Origin of the sequence: Pseudoalteromonas sp. P1-9, assembly GCF_001399975.1 — a bacterium.
Classification (GTDB): domain Bacteria; phylum Pseudomonadota; class Gammaproteobacteria; order Enterobacterales; family Alteromonadaceae; genus Pseudoalteromonas.
On record NZ_LKBD01000012.1, the window covers coordinates 17,439 to 32,680 of the forward strand.

The window sequence follows — 15,242 nt, forward strand, 5'->3', positions numbered from 1 at the left end:
ACTTTGCTAATCACTATAATGTTGTCATCTCAATATTTAGCAATGGATTTTCTGTGTTAATTGCTAACAGCATTCCTGAACAAAAAGACTACCTTGAACAGCTTGATAAGCGTTTTGCGTTATCTGAGTGGTTATCGAACAATCCGTTATTTTCCCTTCACTATGATCATGATGGGCTGGCATTAAGCAAAAATGATGAGCCCAAATTGGGTGCTATTCGCGTTGATTTTGTAACAGGTGCTGCTGCACACAGACGCAAATTTGGTGGTGGTAAAGGGCAGGCTATCGCTAAAGCAATTGGTTTAAACAAAGGCAAAGGCATCACACCGCATGTGCTAGATGGTACAGCCGGATTGGGGCGTGATGGTTTTGTGTTGGCATCGCTTGGCTGTACAGTGACGTTACATGAACGTCACCCAGTTGTTGCTGCACTTCTATTTGATGGCTTAGAGCGCGCGTATCTTGATGCCGAAATTGGCAGTTGGATGAGCGAGCGTATGAAAATGGCATTCGGTTCGAGTCACCAGTTGTTGCCAGATACTCATAGCGAAATTGACGTAGTGTACCTTGACCCCATGTTTCCACACCGTGAAAAATCAGCGGCAGTGAAAAAAGAAATGCGGGTGTTTCAATCGTTAGTTGGTTCTGATTTAGATGCCGATGAATTGTTAGCGCCAGCGTACCAATTAGCATCGAAACGCGTTGTGGTAAAACGCCCTGATTACGCGCCCTTTTTAGCTGAAAAAACGCCGTCGATGCAAATCAAAACTAAGAAAAATCGCTTTGACGTTTATGTCAAAGCAGCGATGACTGAAACAAAAACGTCATAATTAAGTCATATACTCGCAGGGCAAGTTAATAGATTTAGAGTGCCCTATGCGCGTTTCAAGTTTTACACGATTACTTTTAGTCGTTTTAAGTGCCATCAGTATTGCGCTTGCTACTGTACTTTTGTGGGCAAGCCAAACAATAAACACCCTTAATCAACAAACCGTTTCGTACAACCAGCTTAAAAATACGGTTGTAGTCGACTTAGCGAATAGCCTGCAAGATTATTTAACTTATGGTGATAACCAGTACTTAACTTTGGCAAAGTCACATATTGAATCGGTTGAACAAAAATTAACGATTTTACCTGCCTCTATTTCGTCCTCTTTGCAAGCACAATTAACACAGCTACAAAGCGGCATTGACGGAAAATACTTGGCACTGGGTAAGTTAAGCGGTAATAAAAATGCATTGATTGACCATGCGCTCAATGAAATGGCGGATTATGCCAGTGCTTTAAGTCAGTATGCGCAAAAAGCGCAAAGCTCAAGTGGCCAAACACGTTTTTATGTATTGGCAAATGCCTATCAAACAAATGTTGTACAACTGGTTATCGCATTGAAAGAAAATAACTTAGAGAGCACTAATCTAGTACTTAAAGAGCTTACCCGTATTGCAAAAGAGATTGAAAACCTGCCCCTATTAGGTGTTTTTGACCCTAATATTGATGAAGACGAACTAATGCTAACGGGCGATGAGCCAGAAGATCTTGGTGAAGAGATCCAAGCTGAACTTGTTAGTTTACCCAATCGTTTGCCAAAAGAGTTGGCAAATACCAAGCGTTTAAATGAACAACGAGAGTTGGGAATCTCATCACTTCGAGAAGAAATTAGCACGTTAACTAACAGCATTTTAATTGCTGAAAAACAGCTACGTGATGAACAAACATTAATTGAAAAGCAAGTGTTCTATACCTTGTTAGCCGCCGTGATGGGGCTGTTTGTGATTGCTGCTATGGTTTATTTTATGCAGAGGAAGCAAGTGCTTACGCCAGTAAGAGCGCTTAGAAATGCGTTTTCTAAATTAATTGAAAACGATAACTTAGAGCATATTCATACAGATAACCCAAAAACCGAAATGGGTGAAATTGCGCAGTACTTTAATCAGTTGATTGAAAAACAAAAATTAGAAGCACAAGAACGCGCTGAAACCTTGCAATTAGTGAGCGACTTTTTAGCAAATATGAGTGAGCAGCTAAAGGTAATGCTAACGGCGTCAGAGCAATCGATAGATGAAGTTGTGCAAAGTGAAAGTCTGTTGAGTCAAGTGACAGAAATTGGCGAGCAAGTTAATGATATTAACGGCACGGTAAAAAACAATGCGGAACTAACATTCAGTGCAATGGAAACCAGTGTAAGTCAATCTGAGTCGATGCTGGTGGCGAGTAACAAGACCCAACAACAAGTGCAATCGGGTATGGATTCGATGGATCAGTTATTAAAAGGTGTAAGCGATGTGGCGTCTGTTCTCGAAGTTATCAACTCCATTGCCGAGCAAACCAATTTACTTGCGCTTAATGCTGCGATTGAGTCAGCTCGCGCGGGCGAACATGGACGAGGATTTGCCGTGGTCGCCGATGAAGTAAGGCAGCTCGCGAAGCAAACGCAAAGCTCATTGCAAAGCATAAAACAACAGTTAGATGGCTTAACGTTAAGTTCACAGCAGGTTTCGCAACAAATGGGCGAGCTAGCAGACAATGCAAGCCTGCAAACAAAATCGGCAACACAACTCAAAGAAACCGCGAGTAGTGTTGCGGATAATGCGCTATCCGCCTCTGAAGTGGCAAATCAAGCAAGTAGTTTTGCCCTTGAACAAAGTAATTATTTGAATGAGTTTTCGCGCGCGATGGCACAGCTTAAAACGCGTGTACAACAATCAAATACGCAAGTACAAGGAATACAAAGTGATTTAGAGCAGAAGATGGTTCAAATTCGTCATTCTTTAGGTCTACAATAGCGGGTATTCGCCAACAATTGGAAGACACAAATATGATTGAAACGAACCAAACACTGCCAAACCATACATTTAACCTATTAACTGAAAATGGTATGACTACGCCATCGACTGCTGATTTATTCGCAAATCAAAAAGTAGTGATGTTTGCAGTACCGGGGGCATTTACTCCAACCTGTTCAGCAAGGCATTTACCGGGTTTTGTTGAGAATTTTGATGCATTTAAAGAAAAAGGAATTGACCGCATTATTTGTATCTCAGTTAATGATGCGTTTGTAATGAAGGCGTGGGGTGATGCACAAAGCGCTGCGAATATTGATATGCTGGCAGATGGTGATGGCGCGTTCACTAAAGCGTTAGGGCTAGGTAAAGAGACAGGTGTATTTGGTGGTTATCGTTCACAGCGTTACGCCATGCTTGTTGAAAATCAAACTGTTACTCAATTGTGGCTAGAAGAGCCTAAAGCATTTGAAATTTCGAGTGCAGAGGCTGTTCTAACGAATCTTTGAAACAAATAAGACTTGTTTTTATTACCCTTTTATTCACGTTTTTCTTTAATTAAATTAAGCAGTTAAATGCCTTGCATTTGGCTGCTTAACGCTTACAATGCGGACTTTTAAACCAATTCTGTTACGTGTGTAATTAAATACAGCGCAGCATAAATGAAATACTAACAAAGCGATATTGCTCTTATGGTGTTATTTAACATCGATAAGTTTAGGGCGGTTAGTATTTATTCAATCTGTTAGTTCTTAGCAATTAAATGAATTGGTATTAGTTAATCTATTTCGTCGTGGAGTCAGTTATGTTAGCACCTACAATGGTTGAAAAATTAAACGAGCAAATCAATTTAGAGTTTTATTCATCAAACCTTTATTTACAAATGAGTGCATGGTGTGAAGATAAAGGGTTTGAAGGCGCGGCAGAATTACTGCGTAAGCATGCGTTAGAAGAAATGGATCATATGAATCGCTTGTTCACTTATGTGAGTGAAACTGGCGCGATGCCAATTTTAGGTTCGATTGCTGCGCCACCACATGAGTTTGCGTCGTTAGGTGATGTGTTTCGCGAAACACTGGAGCACGAGTGTCAAATCACCAAAGCAATTAATGAATTAACGCACGTTGCGTTTACCACCCATGACTATTCAACATTTAACTTTTTACAGTGGTATGTTGCTGAACAACATGAAGAAGAAAAACTGTTTAAAGGTATTTTAGACAAAATTGAATTAGTAGGCGAAGACGGTAAAGCATTATTCTGGATTGATAAAGATCTTGCTGAGCTTGCGAAAAAAGGCACTACTTCAATTATGGAACCAGGCGCTTAATAAGTCTGTTGTTATAGGGGGGAAGGTTTCAGAAGCTTTGCTGAACCCTGAACCCTGAACCCTGAACCCTGAACCCTGAACCCTGAACCCTGAACCCTGAACCCTGAACCCTGAACCCTGAAATTCTCTTAAAAAATCTATTTGCACTCTTCAATCAATGTGCGTAAAATGTGCGCTCTTTCGACCAATTAAACTTTGTTTTCCTTGCCTTAAACCGACCGGTCGAAACGGTACGAGGCTAAATTAACCGTAAGGAATACCCATGCGTCATTACGAAATCGTATTCATGGTTCACCCAGACCAAAGTGAGCAAGTTCCTGGTATGATCGAGCGTTATACTGGTTCTATCACTGAAGCTGGTGGTCAAATTCACCGTTTAGAAGACTGGGGTCGTCGTCAACTGGCTTACCCAATCGAAAAGCTTCACAAAGCACACTATGTTCTAATGAACGTTGAAGCACCAACTGAAGTAATCAACGAGCTTGAAACTTCTTTCCGCTACAACGATGCAGTACTACGTAACCTAGTTATGCGTACTAAAAATGCTGTAACTGAAGCTTCTCCTCTTGCTAAAGAAGAGAAGAAAGAAGCTGCAGAAGCTTAATCGTTTTTGAGACTTGTATGACTGATAACCAGTTCGTTTTGTCTGGCACGGTTTGTAAAAAACCTAAATTCAGTCAAAGCCCAGCCGGAATACCACACTGCATTTTTGTGTTAGAACACAAATCAACGCAAATGGAAGCAGGACTTAATCGTAGTAGTTATGTTCGCATTCAAGTGGTTGCCAGTGGCGAAGGCTTAAAACAACAAACTCAAGATATTGATATGGGCACGCAACTTACTGTACGCGGTTTTATTAACCGTCACGAAGGCCGAAACGGCGTGAGTCAGTTAGTGTTACATGCTCATCATATTGAAAGAATTACTATTGGAGATTTATCTCATGGCACGTTACTTCAGACGTCGTAAGTTCTGCCGCTTCAAAGCGGAAGGCGTACAACAAATCGATTATAAAGATCTAGCTACTCTTAAAAACTACATCACAGAAAGTGGCAAAATCGTACCTAGCCGTATCACAGGTACTAGCGCTAAATACCAGCGTCAACTAGCTGCAGCTATCAAGCGCGCACGCTACTTAGCCCTTCTTCCATACACTGACTTACATAAGTAAGCAGCGGTTTAACTAGTTTTTAAAAGGTGTAGAGACATGCAAGTTATTCTACTAGATAAAATCGGTAACCTTGGTGCGCTTGGCGACCAAGTTTCTGTAAAAGCAGGTTACGCACGTAACTTCCTTTTCCCTAAAGGCAAAGCAGTTCCAGCAACTAAAGCTAACATTGAATCTTTCGAAGCACGTCGTGCTGAGTTAGAAGCTAAAGTAGCTGAAGAACTAGCAGCATCACAAGCTCGTGCAGAGAAACTAGAAGCGTTAGCTGAAGTTACTCTTGTATCTAAAGCTGGTGACGAAGGTAAGCTATTCGGTTCTATCGGTACTCGCGATATTGCTGATGCTATCACAGCTGTAGGCCTAGAAGTTGCTAAATCAGAAGTTCGTCTACCTAACGGTACTATCCGTGAAACAGGTGAATTCGATGTAGCTATCCAGCTTCACTCAGAAGTAACAACTACTATTAAAGTAATTGTTATCGCTGAAGCTTAATCAAGTTTCTTGATTAGTAAAAAACCGAGCATTTGCTCGGTTTTTTTATGCCTGTAATTCCCTCCTTGCTGACTCCTTTATCACGCCTAAGTGTTCACTTAAATTTACAAAAAGAAATTAACATATAACTGAAAGGTATTGATTTGCATGAATATTGCGCGATAATGACAGCGTTGTCATGTTTTGGTGTGTATTTTAGGGGGATACAAAGTGAGAAAAAGACATTTATTCAAAGAGGCTGGGTTTACCCTAGTTGAAGTAATGATAACTGTTACCATTATTGGTATTTTGCTAGCGATTGCGTTGCCAGCTTATGGTGATTATGTGAAAGATGGTCGACGTGCCGAAGCGCAGCAATATCTTATGCAACAAGCTGGCATATTAGAGCGCAATTATACACGCTTAGGTCGATACCCTAATGAACAAAATATCACATTTAAAGCATCAGATTATTATGCCTACAGTTATAAGCCTGAAAATGATACCGAGTTTTCATTAACAGCTGCACCAAAAGGGGCGCAAGTTGGTGATAAATGCGGTTCACTCTCTATTAATCAGCAAGGTGTTACATCTGCTGCCTTAGCATCATGTTGGCAATAATTATGAAACGTCAGTCAGGTTTTACACTTATTGAAGTTATGACTGTGGTTGGAATTGTGGGTATTTTATCTGCCGTTGCGACACCAATTTTTATTCAATATATCAAACAAGACCGTTTAGTAAGCACGGCTAATGAGCTTATGAGTACGTTTAAAATGGCGCGAAGTGAAGCGATCAAGCGTGAAAAAATAGTCACCTTAACAGCACAAGGCTCTAAGTGGTTAGCCAGTATTGATAATCAAACGTTTGTTGTTTTTGATAATGATCATACAGGGGTCTTGGTATCTGGTATTACTACACAATCAATCACACCGTTGGGTGAATTTCCAGTCACTAGTATTGATATTAGTGATCGTGACGGTGACACAACAGATCGCTGTTTCCGTGTATATGCCAGTGGACAAAGTAAGATTGAAAAAGGGAATTGTTAATGAGCCAAATACAAAAATACACAAACCAAGTCGGGTTTTCGCTTGTTGAGGTAATGGTTGCACTGATTGTTTCTAGTTTTGCTTTATTAGGAATGGCTGCTGGTCAATTGCAATCACTAAAATATGCCTCTAACTCATTTGATTACACTTTGTCACTTCTGCAAGCAAATAACGCGGTAGAGCAAACTTGGGTGAATTTATGCGATTTACAAAAGGGCAATGTTGTATTTGCTGATGTAACTCCTGATGCTCAATTTAACAAATATACAATTGATTTTGAGAATAACTTCAACAGCGATTTTTTTCGCGTTGGCGTGAGTTGGTCTGACAAGCGAATCAATGATAATAATTTGGCAAATCGCGTCGAAATTGAAGCTAGTTTTCCTGATATTTCTGGGAGCTGCTAGCAATGATTAAATATGTAAAAAATGGATTCACGCTTGTTGAGCTGATCGTAGCTTTAGCGGTAAGTAGTTTTTTGATGGCTGGTATTTCCTATGTGTATATCGCGATTAGCCAATCAGTAGACACTTCGAAAGAGCTTGAAAACGCACAAGAAGTTTTAAGGTATAGCTCGGAAGTATTTACCCGAAGTTTAAAACAAACTAAAACGATACCCACAATTCCTAATGCAAATACCATTGTAGTTGAGCAAGCAACTTCAGGTGCGACCGCATGCAATAGTACTAAGCCAGCAGTGCCTTTTCTCGAGACATTTACTTTGGTTGATAGTCAATTACGCTGCCAGGTAAATGCTGCCGATGAACAAATCTTATTAACTGGCCTACAAGACATTAGTTATCGCATAAATGGTAATTTGGTAGAGATCACATTAGTACCTGAGAATTTAAATGTGGATATGCTCGCAAATGGGTTTCGAATAGATATTGCTCTTAGCGGCAAGATACTAGAAGAGGCATTGAATTAATGAATAGACAAAAAGGTTTTACCTTACTTTCTGTAATGATATTAACAACAATGACGAGCATTATCGTATTGAGTTCATTGCGTGATAACTTTATTCAAGAACGTTTAACTGGCAACTATCAAAAGAAAATGAATGCCCGCTTAGTGTCTGAGAAAGGGATTTTTGAGACACATAAACGTGTAATCGAAGAATTGAGTATAAATCCAGATGCAACCATTGCGGAGTTAATAAACGATACCTTAGGTGAAAATCCTTATATCACTGGCAGTGCAGAAACCGATAATATGTCTTATGCTGCTCAGTTAGGTGTTAACAGTGATGGCTTATTGGAGTTAAGCAGTGACGGTAAGCGCTTTGAAGGTGCCAATAATACAGTTGCACTTTTTGAACTGGTAAATAAAGGTGCTGCGTCTGCTTTTTCTTCTGGTTTAATTGGTTGTGAAGGTGTTACATCTACTGCGGGTGGTCGAATAGATGCTTATAACTCCAGTTTAGGGGCTTATTCTCGTGAAACGTCGATCCCTGCATCAGCGACTACTACTATTCATCAAGATAGTCATGTGACGCTGAGTGGTGGCGCCAGTGTTTGGGGCGATGTGAGCGCAACTGGCAATATTAAATTGTCTGGCGGTGCAACAGTTTATGGTGATGTACATGCAAATGGCAATATAACCATTGATGTAGGCCCGCAAAATGGCCGAAAAAGTGATGAAATGCCTGAAGGAGAGACTATTTACATTTCTGTATCTGGAGATGTTTTGTCAAACGGGGACGTTACTCTTGCACAAACTCAAATAGGTGGTGTTATTCGGGCTGAAAAAAATCTAACGCTAGGCAGCGGTCGCTTAAATGAAGTGCTAAACCGAGATAATAACGGTAAAGATATTATGTACGGAGGAATACTTACGACTCCCAATTCTTTGCCTTCACAATACCATCAAGATGGTTTGTTATATACCGACCCTACATTTAATGTACTTCCAAATGTGCCAACAGTGCCATCACGTCTGCCTGATAGTGAAATTGATGAGAACTTTGATACTACAGATCCAGCAAAAAACTGTGATCCAATTGGTATTGATAACAATATGAGTGAATACAAAGAGCTTGGTTTAGAATCGCTTGCTTTGAGAAGTGAAAATTCAATTTATATGCTGTATGACAGGTCATATACAGCCCCATCACAAGCGCCAGTTTGGGGGGAATCATTTCCCAGTTTATCAGCAAGAAATGAACAATTACCTACTGGTGAAAGCGTGCCAATGTTCAAAGTTAAGGATCTACTACTTAATGGTGGAGCATTAAAAGTTGCTGCAAATAATGATGTTTATTTATTTGTAGATGGTGACTTTACCTTGACTACAAGTGGGTCTTCAAAATTAGAAATTGAAGATGGCGCTAGCCTTACTTTATTCGTAACGGGCAAAGTTCATATTCAAAAAGGTGTGGTTCAGACTGAAGGACTAACTGATTCAGGTAACCCTGTATTTTCAATCTACTCTTCTTACCAAGGTGAAGATGGAGTTAAGGTCAATGCTACAGGTGATTTTTATGCTGCTATTTACGCGCCAAAAACAGATGCGTTGATAAAAGCAAGTGGTTCAACAATGGGATCAATTCGCGCCAAAACGGTATCTATTGATGGCGCAGGAGGGTTTCACTACGATACGAAATTAGGTGAAATTGGTAATGTATCTACCTGTTGTGGTGCAACAAAGCTCGTCTTCAAAGGCTGGCGCTACTTATAATCTAAGATAACTATCTATTTAAACGCTCTTTTTGAAAGGGCGTTTTATTTTCAGCCCTAAACCACCTACATCAGTAGGTGGTTATCATTTAAAGGGCTTTGCCTGTAAATGCTACTCATGTTAAATCCAAAGTGATTTTTAGCGAAGTCATAGAGGATAAAACATGAGTAGATATGAACAAGCATCGCATGTATTTTGGCGGTGTCAATATCATATAGTTTGGACTCCGAAATATAGGTTTCGTATTTTGAAAAATAAGCTTGGTAAGGATGTTTATCGTAGTATTCACGTTTATTGTAAGCAGTTAGGGTGTATTGTTTTAGAGTTAAATGTACAAGTTGACCATGTCCATTTAGTAGTGAAAGTTCCTCCGAAGCTTTCAATTTCTCAGTTAATGGGAGCTCTGAAAGGAAAAATAGCCTTAAAGTTATTCAATAAATATCCGCATTTACGGAAAAACAAGTTATGGGGTAATCACTTTTGGCAAAGAGGTTACTTTGTTGATTCAGTAGGGATTAATGAAGAAATAATAAGACGTTATGTTAGGCATCAAGAAAAACGTGAACGCCAGGAAGAAGGTTCACAAATGCGGTTAATGGATTGAAAGCCCCCTTTTAGGGGGTCAACACAAAGCCACCTTCTTTAGAAGGTGGATCTTTTACTTTTCTCAAAAAAAATTATTTTCATTTAAACCTTTCCAAACCCTTCTTACGTCTAATAAAGTAATCAACAAGAAAACAACACTAGGGAAGTAAATGTGTTAATTGATGCAGAGCAGCGTTTTGTAAAAGAACAAGAAGCGAACTTTGATCTGCAGTTAATCGAAAGAGTGAATATGGGCGATAGGCAAGCATTCCATGACTTGTATAACCGCCACTATAAACGCGTTTTTGCACTTACTTTACGTTTAACCGCAAATGAAAGCCTTGCTGAGGAAGCACTTCAAGAAGTGTTTGTTCAACTATGGCAAAAGCTATCAAGTTTTGATGGCAAAGCAAAATTTACTACCTGGTTACACAGTGTAGCGGCAAATATCACTATTAGTTATTTACGTCGACAAACCAATTGGTTGCAAAAAGTTGTCAGTTTTGAACAGGCGGGTATGCCAGAACAAGAAGTGGATATGTGCCACGGTTTAAACGGGTTAGATAAATACATAGTGCGGCTACCAGAAAAAGCGCGACTTGTATTTGTACTGTTTGCGGTAGAAGGGTATCGCCACGAAGAAATTGCAGAACAGTTAAATATGGCTGTGGGCTCTTCTAAAGCGCAGTACCACAGAGCACGTAGTTTATTAAAAGAGTGGATGAGTAATGAAACAGACTAATTTAGACAAAATGCTAGATGAAGCAGTTGCTCAATTGCCAACTGAGGTTAGCCCTAAAAAAGATTTATGGCAGGGCGTGGAAAACGCGATTGCTAATCAGCCAACACAGACGAGTAAAAAGTCTCATGTTTGGCAGCAAGTTACCGCGTTAGCTGCGTGTATGTGTTTAGGTTTATTGAGTTATCAAGTGTTCTTTAACCAACAAAGCAGCCAATATGAGGCGGGCTTAAAAGCGATGACGCAAACCTTTAAACATGAAAAGCAAGCCTTGCTTGTAAAGTACAGCGATCAAAAAGCCCTTGCTGATAATTGGCAAGCGCAATTAGCAGAGTTAGAAGAAGCAGAAAAAGCGATTAAGTTAGCGTTAGAAAATGAGCCCGAAAACGCCACATTACTAAGAATGTTGTCGCAGGTTTACCAGCAGCAACTCGATTTAATAAACAAGGTTCATGAGCCTAGCTGGCAACGAATTTAAGAGGAAGTGTTATGAAATTATTAGCTTTTGTTTGTAGTAGTTTATTATCGTTTTCATTGATGGCCGGCGAGCTTATCGATAAAACCATTGATGTACCAAGCAATAACAAAATATATATTGAAAATGATCAAGGCGAAATTATCCTAAAAGGTTGGGATAAACAGCAAATGCAAGTTTCGGGTACCCTTGATGACCGAGCGGATGGTTATATCTTCCGTAACAAAAAAGGCGGACGTACCGAGTTTATTGTGGAAATGCCAAATCATTACAGTCGTAAAGACGGTAAAGGTTCTAAGCTCACCATCTTTGTGCCAAAAACACATTTTATCAATATCGAAAGTGTAAACGCCGACATGGATATCGCAGAGCTTAGCGCAGGCATTGTACTGGATACGGTAAATGGTGATATTGATATTCAAGATGTTACGGGTCGTATCAATCTTGATACCGTAAATGGCGACATTAAATCGCACAATCTGAATGGTCAAATTCGTATTGAAACGGTTAATGGTGATATTCGTGATACCAATTCGCAAGGCAGTATGCGTGTTGAGGCAGTTAATGGTGATTTAACAAGTGATACCAAGAGTAAAGACATTCGCATTGAAAGCGTTAATGGCGATGTAGAAATTAACGCAGATATGATTAAAGACTTTGAAATTACGACAGTAGGCGGTGAAGTGGAAGTGACAATGCAAGCACTTAGCCGTGGCGCCAATATTCAAGCTGAAACGGTTAATGGTGATATTTTGTTTAAATTACCGCGTGACTTATCAGCAGATGTTGAAATAGCCGCTCACGCTGGCGGTAAAATTAGAAATGGTCTATCAAAAGATAAACCTAAAAAAGCAAAATATGGCCCATCAAGCTCACTTGAATTTCAACTGAAAGACGGTGATGTTGAAATCGAAATCGACACAGTAAATGGTCGTATCGAGCTAAAATACAATTAATCATCGCGCATATTTAATAAAGCCCGGCTCAATGCTGGGTTTTTTTATTGGTTCTGGTTAGAATAGCTAGATTCTCTTCGAGTTAAATCCAGTCATGGCAAAAGCAGATAAACAATTAGATACCTTAAAAGTCCCTCCGCATTCAATTGAAGCTGAACAGTCGGTGTTGGGCGGTCTAATGCTTGATAATGAAGCATGGGACCGTGTTGCCGAGCGTGTTGTAGCGCAAGATTTTTATACCCGTACGCACAAGCTTATTTTTGAAGCGATGGAAAAGCTAGTTGAAAGCGGTCACCCCATCGATTTAATTACTATTTCTGAAACATTAGAAAAAACCAACGAGCTGGATTCTATTGGTGGATTTGCGTATCTGGGCGAAATTGCTAAAAACACGCCAAGTGCAGCGAACATCAATGCTTACGCTGAAATTGTACGCGAGCGTGCAGTAGTTCGTGAAATGATCCATGTGGCCAATGAAATTGCTGATGCAGGTTATAACCCTGAAGGGCGAGATAGTCACGACTTACTCGATTTAGCTGAAACCAAAGTATTTAAAATTGCTGAGCAACGCACAAAAAGCTCAGATGGTCCGCAGAATATTCATAATATTCTTGAAAAAACCATCGACAAAATTGAAGAGTTATATCAATCACCGCAAGACGGTGTGACAGGGGTAAGTACTGGCTACAGTGATTTAGACAAAATGACGGCTGGTATGCAACCTTCAGACTTAATTATCGTTGCCGCGCGTCCTTCAATGGGTAAAACCACCTTTGCTATGAACCTTGCAGAACATGCTGCTATGACGCAAGACAAGCCAACGCTTATTTTCTCGTTAGAGATGCCGTCAGAGCAGATTATGATGAGGATGCTGGCATCCCTTGGTCGTATTAACCAAACCAAAGTGCGCACCGGTCAGCTTGATGATGATGATTGGGCGCGTTTATCGTCAACTATGGGGTTGTTAATTGAAAAAGGCAAAATGTTTGTCGATGACTCATCAGGCCTAACACCTACCGAATTGCGTTCACGTGCGCGTCGTATTGCGCGTGATCATGGCGGTATTAGCATGATTATGGTGGATTACCTTCAGCTTATGCGAGTGCCAAGCTTACAAGACAACCGAACATTAGAAATCGCCGAAATTTCACGCTCTCTCAAAGCCTTAGCAAAAGAGCTTGAATGTCCGGTTATTGCACTCTCTCAGCTTAACCGTACACTAGAGCAACGTGCTGATAAGCGTCCAATCAACTCCGACTTACGTGAATCGGGTTCAATCGAGCAGGATGCCGACTTAATCATGTTTATTTATCGTGATGAAGTTTATAACGAGGATTCAACCGATAAAGGCGTCGCTGAAATTATTATTGGTAAGCAGCGTAATGGTCCAATTGGTAAAGTACGCTTAACCTTCCAAGGTCAATTCTCGCGATTTGACAACTACGCGGGACCAGCAGTGGATGATGAGTATTAATGCGACTCGCTTGCGCCGAAATCAATTTAACAGCGTTAAATCATAATCTAACGCGAGTAAAAGAGCTTGCGCCGGGCGCGAGCATTATGGCTGTGCTAAAAGCCAATGCTTACGGGCATGGTTTGGTAACTATTGCACAAAGCCTAGTTGACGCAGATGCTTTTGCGGTTGCCAGAATCGACGAAGCCTTGGCGTTGCGTGCCGGTGGTGTAATTAAACCAATCGTGCTGCTTGAAGGGGTTTTTCGCGCGGAAGATTTAGCGATTGCAGCAACCAGTAACTTTAATGTTGTGGTACATGATGAAGCACAGCTGGTTATGCTTGAAAACGCAAAGCTTGCAAGCCCAATAAGCGCATGGTTAAAACTTGATACCGGCATGCACCGTTTAGGCATTGAGCCTAATCAGTGTAATGATATGTACATGCGTTTAGAGCGCTGTAATAGTGTGGCTGAAAATATTAAGTTAATGACCCATTTTGCCTGCGCAGACGATCTTGATGATGGTAAAACGACTGAGCAAATGGCGCTCTTTTTCGATAGTATTAAAGGCAAAAATAACGAATTGTGCTTGGCAAATTCAGCAGGTATTGTTGGTTGGCCAAATAGTCATTGTGATTGGGTTAGACCAGGCTTAATGCTTTATGGTGTATCACCAATGATCGACTCAACAGGGCAAGATCATCAATTAACCGCAGTAATGCGATTAACCAGCAGCATTATTGCTATTCGTGATGTAAAAGCGGGTGAAACGGTTGGTTATGGCAGTGCCTGGCGTGCAGCGAGCGATACTCGAATTGGCGTGGTGGCTATGGGTTATGGCGACGGTTACCCAAGACATGCGCCAAATGGCACGCCAGTGATGATTCAAGGTAAGCGCTTTGCGATTGTTGGTCGTGTGTCGATGGATATGATCACCATAGAACTTGGCGATGACGACTCAGTGGCGCTAGGTGATGAAGTAGAGTTATGGGGACCAAATTTGCCAGTTGAGCAAATTGCGCAGTTTGCAACGACCATTCCTTACGAGCTTCTGTGCAACATAACCCCTCGGGTTGAATATAAGTATATCCAAGAATAGTTTTGTTTTGCAGCCAAGCGCGAGGTTTAGAATACCTCGCCCTGTATTGTAGCGACTAAGGTGCGAGCACCTCCGTAGTCTCTGTGTTCACCAAGATAAATACCTTGCCACGTGCCCATATTAAGCTGACCATTAGCAATGGGAATTGAGATACTTGAACCCAGAGTGCTTGCCTTAATGTGCGCTGGCATATCATCATCACCTTCGTAATCATGCTGATAATAACTTTGACCTTGCGGTACAAATTTATTGAAATGAGTTTCCATATCAATACGCACGGTTGGATCGGCGTTTTCGTTAATCGTTAAACTAGCAGATGTATGCTGTATAAATAGGTGCAGTATGCCAATACGGTAATTGCGCAGTTCAGCAAGGTGACGCGTAATTTCAGCGTCTATTAAATGAAAACCTCGCGCACGAGGTTTTAATTGAAAGCTTTTTTGTTGCCAACTCATG

At 40.7% G+C, this 15,242-nt stretch carries 20 protein-coding genes; 19 read left to right on the forward strand and 1 reads right to left on the reverse strand.

Features of this window, described 5'->3' with window-relative positions:
* Positions 1-53: 53 nt before the first annotated feature.
* The 19 genes from AN214_RS09535 (at position 54) to alr (ending at position 14,786) form a co-directional block, all read left to right on the forward strand.
* Positions 54-830: a class I SAM-dependent methyltransferase gene (locus tag AN214_RS09535; protein WP_054979525.1), complete on the forward strand. Its 777-nt coding sequence runs from the start codon at positions 54-56 to the stop codon at positions 828-830.
* 46 nt (positions 831-876) lie between these two features.
* Positions 877-2,784, forward strand: coding sequence for a methyl-accepting chemotaxis protein (locus AN214_RS09540; protein ID WP_054979526.1), 1,908 nt, complete (start codon positions 877-879; stop codon positions 2,782-2,784).
* A gap of 32 nt (positions 2,785-2,816) precedes the next feature.
* Positions 2,817-3,290, forward strand: coding sequence for a peroxiredoxin (locus AN214_RS09545; RefSeq protein ID WP_054979527.1), 474 nt, complete (start codon positions 2,817-2,819; stop codon positions 3,288-3,290).
* Between the two features lie 296 nt (positions 3,291-3,586).
* Positions 3,587-4,111 carry a non-heme ferritin gene (ftnA, locus tag AN214_RS09550; protein ID WP_054979528.1) on the forward strand — a complete coding sequence of 175 codons (525 nt, stop codon included), beginning with the start codon at positions 3,587-3,589 and terminating at the stop codon, positions 4,109-4,111.
* 262 nt (positions 4,112-4,373) lie between these two features.
* Positions 4,374-4,715, forward strand: coding sequence for a 30S ribosomal protein S6 (rpsF, locus tag AN214_RS09555; RefSeq protein WP_010561955.1), 342 nt, complete (start codon positions 4,374-4,376; stop codon positions 4,713-4,715).
* A gap of 17 nt (positions 4,716-4,732) precedes the next feature.
* Positions 4,733-5,080: a primosomal replication protein N gene (priB, locus tag AN214_RS09560; protein ID WP_038637364.1), complete on the forward strand. Its 348-nt coding sequence runs from the start codon at positions 4,733-4,735 to the stop codon at positions 5,078-5,080.
* Positions 5,055-5,282: a 30S ribosomal protein S18 gene (rpsR, locus tag AN214_RS09565; RefSeq protein ID WP_010561953.1), complete on the forward strand. Its 228-nt coding sequence runs from the start codon at positions 5,055-5,057 to the stop codon at positions 5,280-5,282. The genes priB and rpsR overlap by 26 nt, the downstream gene beginning before the upstream one ends.
* A gap of 36 nt (positions 5,283-5,318) precedes the next feature.
* Positions 5,319-5,771: a 50S ribosomal protein L9 gene (gene rplI / locus AN214_RS09570; protein ID WP_010561952.1), complete on the forward strand. Its 453-nt coding sequence runs from the start codon at positions 5,319-5,321 to the stop codon at positions 5,769-5,771.
* A gap of 210 nt (positions 5,772-5,981) precedes the next feature.
* Positions 5,982-6,371 carry a type IV pilin protein gene (locus AN214_RS09575; RefSeq protein ID WP_082428543.1) on the forward strand — a complete coding sequence of 130 codons (390 nt, stop codon included), beginning with the start codon at positions 5,982-5,984 and terminating at the stop codon, positions 6,369-6,371.
* A 2-nt stretch (positions 6,372-6,373) separates the two neighbouring features.
* On the forward strand, positions 6,374-6,802 hold the full coding sequence (locus AN214_RS23000; RefSeq protein WP_054979530.1) for a GspH/FimT family pseudopilin: 429 nt from the start codon (positions 6,374-6,376) through the stop codon (positions 6,800-6,802).
* Positions 6,802-7,209: a prepilin-type N-terminal cleavage/methylation domain-containing protein gene (locus AN214_RS09585; RefSeq protein ID WP_054979531.1), complete on the forward strand. Its 408-nt coding sequence runs from the start codon at positions 6,802-6,804 to the stop codon at positions 7,207-7,209. Before AN214_RS23000 ends, AN214_RS09585 begins: the two co-directional genes overlap by 1 nt.
* Positions 7,210-7,211: 2 nt before the next feature.
* Positions 7,212-7,730 carry a prepilin-type N-terminal cleavage/methylation domain-containing protein gene (locus tag AN214_RS09590; protein WP_054979532.1) on the forward strand — a complete coding sequence of 173 codons (519 nt, stop codon included), beginning with the start codon at positions 7,212-7,214 and terminating at the stop codon, positions 7,728-7,730.
* A complete protein-coding gene (locus AN214_RS09595) occupies positions 7,730-9,478 on the forward strand; it encodes a hypothetical protein (RefSeq protein WP_054979533.1) in 1,749 nt (582 codons plus the stop codon). Before AN214_RS09590 ends, AN214_RS09595 begins: the two co-directional genes overlap by 1 nt.
* Positions 9,479-9,641: 163 nt before the next feature.
* Positions 9,642-10,082: an IS200/IS605 family transposase gene (gene tnpA, locus AN214_RS09600; RefSeq protein ID WP_054979534.1), complete on the forward strand. Its 441-nt coding sequence runs from the start codon at positions 9,642-9,644 to the stop codon at positions 10,080-10,082.
* A 153-nt stretch (positions 10,083-10,235) separates the two neighbouring features.
* The gene (locus AN214_RS09605) at positions 10,236-10,805 is read left to right on the forward strand and encodes an RNA polymerase sigma factor (protein WP_054979535.1); all 570 of its coding nucleotides are present in this window, start codon (positions 10,236-10,238) and stop codon (positions 10,803-10,805) included.
* Entirely contained in the window at positions 10,792-11,280 is a 489-nt protein-coding gene (locus AN214_RS09610; protein ID WP_010561945.1) for a hypothetical protein, read from the forward strand. Before AN214_RS09605 ends, AN214_RS09610 begins: the two co-directional genes overlap by 14 nt.
* A gap of 11 nt (positions 11,281-11,291) precedes the next feature.
* On the forward strand, positions 11,292-12,233 hold the full coding sequence (locus tag AN214_RS09615) for a DUF4097 family beta strand repeat-containing protein (RefSeq protein WP_054979536.1): 942 nt from the start codon (positions 11,292-11,294) through the stop codon (positions 12,231-12,233).
* A 94-nt stretch (positions 12,234-12,327) separates the two neighbouring features.
* On the forward strand, positions 12,328-13,707 hold the full coding sequence (gene dnaB, locus AN214_RS09620) for a replicative DNA helicase (protein ID WP_054979537.1): 1,380 nt from the start codon (positions 12,328-12,330) through the stop codon (positions 13,705-13,707).
* Positions 13,707-14,786, forward strand: a complete 1,080-nt coding sequence (alr, locus tag AN214_RS09625) for an alanine racemase (RefSeq protein ID WP_054979538.1) — start codon at positions 13,707-13,709, stop codon at positions 14,784-14,786. The genes dnaB and alr overlap by 1 nt, the downstream gene beginning before the upstream one ends.
* A gap of 26 nt (positions 14,787-14,812) precedes the next feature.
* On the opposite strand, the gene AN214_RS09630 is transcribed toward alr, so the two are convergent.
* Entirely contained in the window at positions 14,813-15,241 is a 429-nt protein-coding gene (locus AN214_RS09630) for a secondary thiamine-phosphate synthase enzyme YjbQ (RefSeq protein ID WP_054979539.1), read from the reverse strand.
* Between the last annotated feature and the right edge of the window lies 1 nt (position 15,242).

Bases quoted from the DNA above. Each gene is read 5' to 3' on its own strand.
- AN214_RS09540 (WP_054979526.1), top strand. From the start codon at position 877: ATGCGCGTTTCAAGTTTTACACGATTACTTTTAGTCGTTTTAAGTGCC.
- AN214_RS09545 (WP_054979527.1), top strand. From the start codon at position 2,817: ATGATTGAAACGAACCAAACACTGCCAAACCATACATTTAACCTATTA.
- ftnA (WP_054979528.1), top strand. From the start codon at position 3,587: ATGTTAGCACCTACAATGGTTGAAAAATTAAACGAGCAAATCAATTTA.
- rpsF (WP_010561955.1), top strand. From the start codon at position 4,374: ATGCGTCATTACGAAATCGTATTCATGGTTCACCCAGACCAAAGTGAG.
- priB (WP_038637364.1), top strand. From the start codon at position 4,733: ATGACTGATAACCAGTTCGTTTTGTCTGGCACGGTTTGTAAAAAACCT.
- rpsR (WP_010561953.1), top strand. From the start codon at position 5,055: ATGGCACGTTACTTCAGACGTCGTAAGTTCTGCCGCTTCAAAGCGGAA.
- rplI (WP_010561952.1), top strand. From the start codon at position 5,319: ATGCAAGTTATTCTACTAGATAAAATCGGTAACCTTGGTGCGCTTGGC.
- AN214_RS23000 (WP_054979530.1), top strand. From the start codon at position 6,374: ATGAAACGTCAGTCAGGTTTTACACTTATTGAAGTTATGACTGTGGTT.
- AN214_RS09585 (WP_054979531.1), top strand. From the start codon at position 6,802: ATGAGCCAAATACAAAAATACACAAACCAAGTCGGGTTTTCGCTTGTT.
- AN214_RS09590 (WP_054979532.1), top strand. From the start codon at position 7,212: ATGATTAAATATGTAAAAAATGGATTCACGCTTGTTGAGCTGATCGTA.
- AN214_RS09595 (WP_054979533.1), top strand. From the start codon at position 7,730: ATGAATAGACAAAAAGGTTTTACCTTACTTTCTGTAATGATATTAACA.
- tnpA (WP_054979534.1), top strand. From the start codon at position 9,642: ATGAGTAGATATGAACAAGCATCGCATGTATTTTGGCGGTGTCAATAT.
- AN214_RS09610 (WP_010561945.1), top strand. From the start codon at position 10,792: ATGAAACAGACTAATTTAGACAAAATGCTAGATGAAGCAGTTGCTCAA.
- AN214_RS09615 (WP_054979536.1), top strand. From the start codon at position 11,292: ATGAAATTATTAGCTTTTGTTTGTAGTAGTTTATTATCGTTTTCATTG.
- dnaB (WP_054979537.1), top strand. From the start codon at position 12,328: ATGGCAAAAGCAGATAAACAATTAGATACCTTAAAAGTCCCTCCGCAT.
- alr (WP_054979538.1), top strand. From the start codon at position 13,707: ATGCGACTCGCTTGCGCCGAAATCAATTTAACAGCGTTAAATCATAAT.
- AN214_RS09630 (WP_054979539.1), bottom strand. From the start codon at position 15,241: ATGAGTTGGCAACAAAAAAGCTTTCAATTAAAACCTCGTGCGCGAGGT.